Origin of the sequence: Microbispora sp. NBRC 16548 (genome assembly GCF_030268985.1) — a bacterium.
GTDB classification, from domain to species: Bacteria; Actinomycetota; Actinomycetes; order Streptosporangiales; family Streptosporangiaceae; genus Microbispora; species Microbispora catharanthi.
In genome coordinates this window covers 1-311 of record NZ_BSSF01000107.1, presented here as the reverse complement: position 1 = coordinate 311, position 311 = coordinate 1, and the positions used below count along the sequence as shown (strand labels likewise).

Here is a 311-nt window from a genome sequence, read left to right as displayed (position 1 = left end):
TTCCCACTCCGCGATCAACTCGCGGCGGTACTCACCAGACGACCAGAACCGGCCGACCCGAATAACCAGTGCTCCACTAATGAGCGCACCAGGCAGGGAACATTCGCCCCTGAACCCGGCATGGACCGAACTCGACACCATCACACAGGCAACCCGCGTGACAGCACCAACCGAGCCGGCCAGATGCTCCTTAGAAAGGAGGTGATCCAGCCGCACCTTCCGGTACGGCTACCTTGTTACGACTTCGTCCCAATCGCCAGCCCCACCTTCGACCGCTCCCCCCACAAGTGGTTGGGCCACGGGCTTCGGGT

General features: G+C 62.4%; 1 rRNA gene. It reads right to left on the bottom strand.

The features are described 5' to 3' along the window. Positions 1 to 194: 194 nt before the first annotated feature. A 16S ribosomal RNA gene (locus QSK36_RS43245) occupies positions 195 to 311 on the bottom strand; the annotation flags it as partial.